Source organism: Jatrophihabitans sp., assembly GCF_051960575.1.
GTDB lineage: Bacteria > Actinomycetota > Actinomycetes > Mycobacteriales > Jatrophihabitantaceae > JBQCEE01.
Genome location: NZ_JBQCEE010000332.1, coordinates 1 through 8,657, shown reverse-complemented (window position 1 = coordinate 8,657; position 8,657 = coordinate 1). Strand labels below are relative to the sequence as shown.

Genomic DNA, 8,657 nt, shown 5'->3' with positions numbered 1-8,657 from the left:
CTTGCGTGCCGCCCCCGGGGCACAAGACCCCCCCGGCGCCCCTCAAGGAAGGCGCGCCGTGGGCGGCAACCGACCACGCCGCTCCGTCGTCTCGGGGACGCCCGGCGCCGGCCTCAGTGCGCGGCGTCCTCGCGGGCGTGCATGGGAAGGCGGAACACCAGCGCGAAGGCCAGGGCGATCGGCACCAGGCACGCCCAGACGGTCATGGCGAACGAGTGCGTGGCCAGGTGCCGCCCGAAGTCGGAGAAGAAGATCGTGCCGAGCACGGCCACGCCGAGGGCGGTCGAGAGCTGCTGCGTCGCCTCGAGCACGCCGCTGGCCGAGCCGACCTCGGGCAGCGCCACGCTCGACAGGATGAACTGGAACAGCTGGCTGATGCTGGCGCCGGCGCCCGCGCCGACGAGGAACAGTCCGGGCACGAGGTCCCAGCTCGAGACGGTGGACGCACCCGTGACGGTGAGTGCGAGCACCACGGCGCCGGCGGCGATGACGACCAGCCCCAGGTGCAGCACGTGCCGCCCGAGCCGGGCGACGACCACGGTGCCGCCGATCATCCCGGCCATCATGCCCAGCACCATCGGCAGCAGGGTGAGCCCGGCGTGCACCGGGGTCCAGCCCTCGCCGAGCTGGCCGAACAGCGAGACGCAGAGCAGCAGCCCGCCGAACGCACCGAAGAGGGCGAGCGCGACGGCGATGCCGCTGAGGTAGTGGCGGTTGCGCAGCAGCGACGGCTCGATGAGCGCGTCGGTGCGACGGCGCTGCTCCCAGCGCAGGAAGGCGAGCAGCAGCGCGAGCCCGGCGCCGAGCAGCACGAACGTCCAGGCCGGCCAGCCGTCGGGCTGCCCCTGGATGAGCGGGTAGATGATCGCCACGAGCGCCAGGCCGATGAGCCACACACCGGTGAGGTCGAGCTTCAGCCCCGAGTGGCTGGCGCCGCGCGGCAGGGCGCGCACCGCGAGCACGAACGACACCAGCCCGACCGGCACGTTGATCAGGAACACCAGCCGCCAGCCGGTGCCCCAGAGGTCGGCGTCCACCAGCACGCCGGCGAGGATCGGCGCGGCGATCATCGGCAGGCCCATCGCCGGCCCGAACAGCCCGGTGGCGCGGTCGAACTCGGTGTCGTCGAAGACCTCGCGCATGAGGCCGAAGCCCTGCGGGATCATCAGCGCGCCGAAGGCCCCCTGCAGCGCGCGGAAGGCGATGAGCGTGCCGATGTCCGGCGCCACCGCACACGCTGCGGAGAAGATCGTGAAACCGGCGGAGCCGACCAGGAACAGTGGCCGGCGGCCGAGGATGTCGCCGAGCCGGGCGCCCGCGATGAGCAGCACCGCGAAGGCGAGGGTGTAGCCGGCGCTGAGCCACTGCACGGTGTTGGCGCCGCCGCCGAGGTCGCGGTGGATCGCCGGGCTCGCGATGTTGACGATGGTGGCGTCGAGCAGATCCATGATGTTGGCGGCGAACACCACCGCGAAGACGATCCAGCGCAGCGGGTGGCGCGCCGGTGTCGAGGCTGTGGTCGCGTCGGTCGGGGACGCGTCGAGAGCGGTCATGGCAGCACCATCGCCGCGCGCGCTGGCACGGCGCGCACACGCCGCTGGCACGCGACGGGGCGAGCTGTCAGTCGATCAGCTGCAGCAGTGCCAGCCCGTATGCCTCCTCGGCGTCGGCGTGCTCGCTCACGCGAGTGCCGGTCGCGAGCTCGGTGACGACGCGCCAGCCGGTGTCCGTGCGCTCGAGCGAGCGGAAGGTGCCGCCGAGCGCCTCGCGCAGCTGCGTCTCGCGCGGCAGCCAGATCGCCTCGTCGGTGTCGACCGAGTCGAGCGCCCACTCGGTGGTGCCGTTGAAGCCGATCACCTGGCCGGACGGGTGGTCGTGCACCTCTATGGTCATGTCGCTGACGACGAAGACGTCGTCGTCCATGCCCCGGCCCGCGACGACGAACCGGTCGCCCGGCGCCGGCGACCAGCGCACGCCCGCCTCGCGCAGCCGCCGCGCAGTCGTCAGGGAGATCACGGCAGCATCCTGCCCGCTCTGGCGCCGCGCCACCACGCGCCGCTACGGTGCCGATCATGACGGTGAAACTGGTCGTGCTGTACACCCAGCCGGCGGACGCGGGCGACTTCGACGAGCACTACCTCGGCGTCCACGGCCCGTTGGTCGACAAGGTGCCCGGCCTGCAGCGCTGGGAGGGCGCGCGGTTCGTCGCGGCGGCCGACGGCGGCGAGCAGACCTACCACCGCATCGCCGAACTGTGGTTCGAGGACATGGACGCCCTGCAGGCTGCGCTCGGCTCGGCCGAGGGGCAGGCCACAGCGGGCGACTACCAGCAGATCGCGCCGCCCGGCTCGCGGATGTTCATCGCCGCCGTCGACTGAAGTCGACCTCAGTACACGTACCGCTCGAGGAAGTCGTTGCCGAACGTGCGGTCCGGGTCGAACCGGGCAGCCAACGCGGCGAACGCCGGCAACCGGTCGTAGCGCGAGCGCACCTCGTCCCGGTCGAGGAAGAACACCTTGCCCCAGTGCGGGCGCGGCGCGAACGGCCGCAGTACCTCCTCGACCGCGAGGCAGGCACGGCGGACGGCCTCGTCGCGGTTGTGCCAGGTGAAGTGCAGCGCGAACGAGTCACGTCCGCCCGCCATGCTCAGCCAGAGGTCGTCGCGCCGGATCGTGCGGATCTCCATCACCTGCAGCGCGTCGTCCAGGTCGAGCGCGAGCACGGCCTCGAGCGCGGCCGCCCCGTCGCGCGCGTCCACGAAGTACTCGGTCTGCTGCTCGTCACCGCTGCTCGGGGTGAAGCTGAGCCGGAAGTGCGGCAGCACCTCGAACCACGGACGCACCTCGCCGAGCTGCGGCGTCGCCGCCCGCGCGTCCTCGCCGGCCAGTGGGTGCTCGGGCGACGTCGCCGGCCGTGCGCCCCAGGCGGCACCGTCGACCGGCTCGGCGTCGGCGAGCGACTTCACGAAGATGCGCCCGATGACGTCGTGCGGCCCGGGATCGATGAAGAGGCTGACGCTGTACCCCGACGACATGACGGTGTCGAACTGCTCGAGCACGGTGGTCGTCGGCGCGTCCAGCCAGACCTGCTGGCGCATGGCGAAGGTCGGCTGCGTCGCGAGCGTCAGACGCGTGACCACGCCGAGTGCCCCGAGCCCGACCACCGCGCCGGCGAAGTCGTCGTCGCCGGCGCGCAGGTGCACCAGCTCGCCGTCGGCCCGCACCAGCTCGATGCCGCGCACCGCCGCCGCGAGACCGGGGGTGCCGACCCCCGACCCGTGCGTGCCCGTCGCGGCCGCGCCCGCCACCGAGATGTGCGGCAGCGACCCGAGGTTGTGCAGCGCGCGCCCGTGCCCGTGCAGCTGCTCGACGATGTCGCCGTAGCGGGCGCCCGCCGGCACGTCCACCGTGCCCGCGTCGTCGTCGAACTCGACAGGCCCGGTGATGCCGCGGACACTCACCAGGGCGGCGTCGCTGTCGGCGATGCGGCTGAACGAGTGGCCCGTGCCCAGCACGCGCAGCCGCGCCTGCGCGGCGACCACCGCCTGCAGCTCCTCCACCGTCCGTGGCTCGTGCAGGGTCGTCGTCGAGAAGGTCACGTTGCCGGACCAGTTCGTCAGCACTCGTCCATCTTGCAAGATCGCGGGTAGCGTGTCGGCGATGCAGTTCAGCCCCGAACTCCGCGAGGGCGTCGCGTCGGGCGCGATCACCGTGTCGGTGCGCCGCTGGCAGCGTCCGCAGGTGAAGGTCGGCGGCCGCTACCGCGTGGCGGACGCGACCATCGAGGTGGTCGCCGTCGAGCTGCTGCCCTTCGCGGCGATCACCGACGCGGACGTGCGGGCGAGCGGCGAGCCCGACCGCGAGACCCTGCGCCGACGGGCCGCGCACGCCGGGCCGATCGACGAGGACACCCTCGTCCACCGCATCGAGTTCCGCCGCGTGTGAGCCGGGGCCGCGATGCTGTCACATCCGCGCGCGCCCGCGCGTCATCATCGTGAGCCCGGCACGGGGTCGGGCCGACCAGCAGGAGGAACCATGTCCTACGTCGTCGACTTCGTCACGGTGAGCACCGTCGGTCTGGAATCGTCCCCCCACGCCGAGGCGCTCGCCGGGCTGCGCGCGAACGAGGCCCGCTACTACAAGAACAAGTACGACCACACCTTCACGACCGTGCCGGCCGAGGACGACCCGGCGACACTCGACTGGATCCACCACATCCTCAAGGCCGAGCGCGACCTCGCGATCGCGTCGCGACCGCTCGAGGTGAGCTCGTTCGAGGTCGACGGCATCCGGATGGCGTACGTGTTCTACGAGTCGGGACTGTCGATCAACGTCATGTACACGTCCGCGGACGCGGGCAAGCGCGCCGTCGGCTTCAAGCTCTGCGACGGCATGGAGGTCCCGGCCGAACTCGCCGACCGCTTCAAGTTCGCCCGGCAGAAGTCGAAGCTCGCGGGCACCATCCGCGGTTCGTTCTTCGTGATCAAGGACGAGTACTGACACGCCGCGTCTTGTGTCGGGCGCGTGAACGGAATATGTTCGCGGGGTCTACAAATCACGGCACCACTCGCGGAGGCTCCCCGTGGCACCCACCCCGACCAAGGCAGACCGGTTCACCTTCGGGCTCTGGACCGTCGGCTGGACGGCGCGTGACCCCTTCGGCGACGCCACGCGCGAGGCGCTCGACCCGGTCGAGTCGGTGCACCGCCTCGCGGAGCTCGGCGCCGCCGGCGTCACCTTCCACGACGACGACCTGATCCCGTTCGGCTCGTCCGACAGCGACCGCGAGAAGCACATCAGCCGGTTCAAGGACGCTCTGGCCGAGACCGGGCTGACCGTGCCGATGATGACGACGAACCTCTTCACCCACCCCGTGTTCAAGGACGGCGGGTTCACCAGCAACGACCGTTCGGTGCGCCGGTTCGCCCTGCGCAAGGTCATGCGCAACCTCGACCTCGCGGCGGAACTGGGGGCGAAGACCTACGTCTTCTGGGGCGGCCGCGAGGGCGCCGAGTACGACGGCGCGAAGGACATCCAGGCCGCGCTCGACCGCTACCGCGAGGGCATCGACGCGCTCGCCGGCTACGTCAAGGAGCAGGGCTACGGCATCCGCTTCGCGATCGAGCCGAAGCCGAACGAGCCGCGCGGCGACATCCTGCTGCCGACGGTGGGGCATGCCCTCGCCTTCATCGCCGAGCTCGAGCACGGCGACATCGTGGGCGTGAACCCCGAGGTCGGGCACGAGCAGATGGCCGGGCTGAACTTCGCCGCCGGCATCGCGCAGGCACTGTGGGCGGGCAAGCTGTTCCACATCGACCTCAACGGCCAGCGCGGCATCAAGTTCGACCAGGATCTCGTCTTCGGCCACGGCGACCTGCTCAACGCCTTCTTCCTGGTCGACCTGCTCGAGCACGGCGCGCCCGGCGGCGGGCCGGCGTACGCCGGCCCCCGGCACTTCGATTACAAGCCCTCGCGCACCGAGGACATCGGCGGCGTCTGGGAGTCGGCGAAGGCGTGTATGCGGATGTACCTGCTGCTCAAGGAGCGCGCCGACGCCTACCGGGCCGACCCGGAGGTGCAGGCCGCGCTCGCCGAGTCGGGCGTGCCCACGCTCGCGGAGCCGACGCTGGCCCCGGGCGAGACCCTGGCCGACCTGCGCAAGGACACCGGCGCGTACGAGGACTTCGACCCCGACGCCGCCGGCCGCCGCGGGTTCGGGTTCGTGCGGCTGAACCAGCTCGCCGTCGACCACCTGCTCGGCGCTCGCTGACGATGCCGTTGGTCGCGGGCGTCGACTCGTCGACGCAGTCGTGCAAGGTCGTCGTGCGCGACGCCGACACCGGTGAGCTCGTGCGGCACGGCTCGGCGCCGCACCCGCCGGGCACGAGCGTCGCCCCGGCGGCCTGGGAGGCCGCGTTCCACGAGGCGGCCGCCGCGGCCGGCGGTCTCGACGACGTCGCCGCGATCGCCGTCGCCGGCCAGCAGCACGGCATGGTGTGCCTGGACGAGCGGGGCGAGGTGGTGCGCGACGCCCTCCTCTGGAACGACCTGCGCTCGGCGCCCGACGCCCTCGACCTCATCGCCGAACTGGCGGGCGGCGCGCAGGCCTGGGCGGACGCCACCGGCTCCGTGCCGGTCGCGTCGTTCACCGTCACCAAGCTGCGCTGGCTCGCCCGGTCCGAACCGGACAACGCGGCGCGCACGGCGGCGGTCTGCCTCCCCCACGACTGGCTGAGCTGGCGCCTCGGCGGCGCCGACGGCCTCGGCGCCCTCGCGACCGACCGCAGTGACGCCAGCGGCACGCTGTACTGGTCGCCCGCCGAGGGGCGCTACCGCACCGATCTGCTCGAGCTGGCCTTCGGTCGCTCGCCCGTCGTGCCGACGGTCGCCGCGCCGGCCGCCACCATCGGCCGCACCGCCGGCGGCGCGCTGATCGGCGCGGGCACCGGCGACAACGCCGGCGCGGCACTCGGGCTCGGCGCCGTCCCGGGCGACGTCGTCTTCTCGATCGGCACCTCCGGCGTGCTGTGCGCGGTGAGCGAGACGCCCACCGGCGACGCCACCGGCGACGTCGCCGGGTTCGCCGACGCCACCGGACGCTTCCTGCCGCTCGTCTGCACGCTGAACGCGGCGCGCGTCCTCGACGTCACCGCGCGACTGCTCGGCGTCGGTCTCGAGGATTTGTCCGATCTGGCCCTGTCCGCGCCGGCCGGCGCGGACGGACTCGTGCTCGTGCCCTACCTCGACGGCGAGCGCACACCCAATCGTCCGGACGCGACTGGAGCGCTGCACGGGGTGCGCACCGACAACCTGACGCCCGCCACGGTGGCTCGGGCGGCGGTCGAGGGTTTGTTGTCGGGGCTCGCCGACGGGCTCGCGGCGCTGCGCCGCTGCGGGGTGCCGGTCGAGCGGGCGGTGCTGGTCGGGGGCGGTGCGCGGTCGGCGGCGGTGCAGCGGATCGCCCCGAGTGTCCTCGGGCTGCCGGTGTTCGTGCCCCCGCCGGGTGAGTACGTCGCCGACGGGGCGGCACGCCAGGCGGCGTGGGCGCTGGCCGGCGGGGACGAAGCTCCCGATTGGAAGGGACATTCGTCCGGCGAGACGTTCGATCCGACTGATCAGCACCTGTACGGCGACCTCCGCAAGCGTTACCGGACGGCTACCGACCACGTCATCGCGCGGGACTTGAACAAATCTAGGTAACGGGTTGGTATCGGTGATGTGTCCTAGACCTCACCACGCGATATGTTCGCGCACGCAACATTCAGATGGGCGATTGTTCGACCGCAGGGGTAGGGCAGCGCTCAACGAACCGGGGAAAGGCGATCTGCGCATGCGCAAGACGACCGTCACGATCGCTGCCGTCGGGAGCGCGCTCATCGCGCTCACCGCGTGCAGCTCGAGTGGCAGCAACAACACGGGCAGCTCGAACACTGCGTCCACGCCCGCCGCATCGACCCCGGCCTCGACGCCGGCGTCCACGCCCGCCTCGACACCCGCCTCCTCCGCGCCCGCCTCAGGCGGCAACGTCGACGGCAAGGGCACCAAGGTCGGCATCCTCCTGCCGGACACCACGTCGTCGCCGCGGTGGGTCACCGCAGACCCGACCGCGCTCGCGGCCGCCTGCAAGCAGTACAACCTCACCTGCGACATCAAGAACGCCAACGGCGACCCGAAGACGATGACCTCGATCGCCCAGCAGATGGAGGGCGACGGCGTCAAGGCGCTCGTCGTCGTCAACCTCGACCAGGCGTCCGGCGCGGCGATCGAGAAGAACGCGGCCAAGGCCGGCGTCATCCCGGTCGACTACGACCGGCTCACCCCGGGCGGCGGCGCGGCGGTCTACGTCTCGTTCGACAACGTCAAGGTCGGCGAGGTGCAGGGCACGGCCCTCACCCAGTGCCCGCAGGTCAAGGGCCAGTCGTCGGTCAAGTATGTCGACATCGACGGTGCGCCGACCGACAACAACGCGCTGCTGTTCGCGCAGGGCTACGACAAGGTCCTGGGCAGCACCCCGGGCTGGACGCGTGTCGCCAAGCAGACCGGCAACTGGGACGGCCCGACCGCGGGCAAGGTCTTCAACAAGATGCTGGGTGACAACCCGGGCATCAAGGCCGTCATGGTCGCCAACGACACGATGGCGCAGGCCGTCATCACCGACCTGAAGTCGCAGAACCTGGTCGGCAAGGTGGCCGTCAGCGGTCAGGACGCGACCGCCGGTGGTCTGCAGAACATCATGTCCGGCTCGCAGTGCTTCACGATCTACAAGCCGTCCGCCCTCGAGGCCTTCCCGGCCATGAAGGCGGTGGCGCAGCTGGTCACCGGCGCGACGCCCGAGACCAACGGCACCGTGAAGGACCCGACCACGGGCAACGAGGTCCCCTCGATCCTGGCCACGCCGGTCGCCATCACCCAGGCGAACGTCGCCCAGCCGATCAACGACGGCTACACGCCGAAGGCCTCGGTCTGCACCGGCCAGTACGCCTCGCTGTGCACGAAGTTCGGCGTCAAGTAACGACGCCGAAGCACCACCCGTGACCACTGGTCACACCGCTTGACCGTGACCTCCGGTCACACCGCTTGACCGTGACCTCCGGTCACACCGGGGTCGGTCGCCGCCGCTGCGGCGGCCGACCCCACCCTCTTGCCACCGCTCCGAGC

General features: G+C 71.8%; 9 protein-coding genes. 6 read left to right on the top strand and 3 right to left on the bottom strand.

All coding sequences use genetic code 11. From position 1 onward, the window contains the following. Nucleotides 1–113 precede the first annotated feature (113 nt). On the bottom strand, nt 114–1,553 hold the full coding sequence (locus tag ACTHMS_RS18620; RefSeq protein ID WP_440308156.1) for an MFS transporter: 1,440 nt from the start codon (nt 1,551–1,553) through the stop codon (nt 114–116). Between the two features lie 67 nt (nt 1,554–1,620). Continuing rightward, entirely contained in the window at nt 1,621–2,016 is a 396-nt protein-coding gene (locus tag ACTHMS_RS18615) for a pilus assembly protein CpaE (protein WP_440308155.1), read from the bottom strand. Between the two features lie 56 nt (nt 2,017–2,072). Between ACTHMS_RS18615 and ACTHMS_RS18610 the strand changes: the two genes are divergently transcribed. Next, nucleotides 2,073–2,378: an EthD family reductase gene (locus ACTHMS_RS18610; RefSeq protein ID WP_440308154.1), complete on the top strand. Its 306-nt coding sequence runs from the start codon at nt 2,073–2,075 to the stop codon at nt 2,376–2,378. 8 nt (nt 2,379–2,386) lie between these two features. Here the strand turns inward: ACTHMS_RS18610 and ACTHMS_RS18605 are convergent, their stop codons facing one another. Continuing rightward, complete coding sequence (locus ACTHMS_RS18605; RefSeq protein WP_440308153.1) at nt 2,387–3,622, bottom strand: FAD-binding protein; 1,236 nt, start codon at nt 3,620–3,622, stop codon at nt 2,387–2,389. A 37-nt stretch (nt 3,623–3,659) separates the two neighbouring features. On the opposite strand from ACTHMS_RS18605, the gene ACTHMS_RS18600 reads away from it, so the two are divergent. From ACTHMS_RS18600 to ACTHMS_RS18580, 5 genes are all read left to right on the top strand, one after another. After that, entirely contained in the window at nt 3,660–3,944 is a 285-nt protein-coding gene (locus tag ACTHMS_RS18600) for an ASCH domain-containing protein (RefSeq protein WP_440308152.1), read from the top strand. A 90-nt stretch (nt 3,945–4,034) separates the two neighbouring features. After that, on the top strand, nt 4,035–4,499 hold the full coding sequence (locus ACTHMS_RS18595) for a phage tail protein (RefSeq protein WP_440308151.1): 465 nt from the start codon (nt 4,035–4,037) through the stop codon (nt 4,497–4,499). 82 nt (nt 4,500–4,581) lie between these two features. After that, a complete protein-coding gene (gene xylA / locus ACTHMS_RS18590) occupies nt 4,582–5,769 on the top strand; it encodes a xylose isomerase (protein ID WP_440308150.1) in 1,188 nt (395 codons plus the stop codon). Nucleotides 5,770–5,771: 2 nt separating this feature from the next. Continuing rightward, entirely contained in the window at nt 5,772–7,199 is a 1,428-nt protein-coding gene (locus ACTHMS_RS18585; protein WP_440308149.1) for a xylulokinase, read from the top strand. Between the two features lie 130 nt (nt 7,200–7,329). Then, nucleotides 7,330–8,511 (top strand): substrate-binding domain-containing protein, encoded by a 1,182-nt coding sequence (locus ACTHMS_RS18580; RefSeq protein WP_440308148.1) that lies wholly within the window; start codon nt 7,330–7,332, stop codon nt 8,509–8,511. Nucleotides 8,512–8,657: the final 146 nt, after the last annotated feature.

Coding starts and splice junctions, on each gene's coding strand:
- ACTHMS_RS18620 (WP_440308156.1), bottom strand. CDS start 1,553: ATGACCGCTCTCGACGCGTCCCCGACCGACGCGACCACAGCCTCGACA.
- ACTHMS_RS18610 (WP_440308154.1), top strand. CDS start 2,073: ATGACGGTGAAACTGGTCGTGCTGTACACCCAGCCGGCGGACGCGGGC.
- ACTHMS_RS18600 (WP_440308152.1), top strand. CDS start 3,660: ATGCAGTTCAGCCCCGAACTCCGCGAGGGCGTCGCGTCGGGCGCGATC.
- ACTHMS_RS18595 (WP_440308151.1), top strand. CDS start 4,035: ATGTCCTACGTCGTCGACTTCGTCACGGTGAGCACCGTCGGTCTGGAA.
- ACTHMS_RS18585 (WP_440308149.1), top strand. CDS start 5,772: ATGCCGTTGGTCGCGGGCGTCGACTCGTCGACGCAGTCGTGCAAGGTC.
- ACTHMS_RS18580 (WP_440308148.1), top strand. CDS start 7,330: ATGCGCAAGACGACCGTCACGATCGCTGCCGTCGGGAGCGCGCTCATC.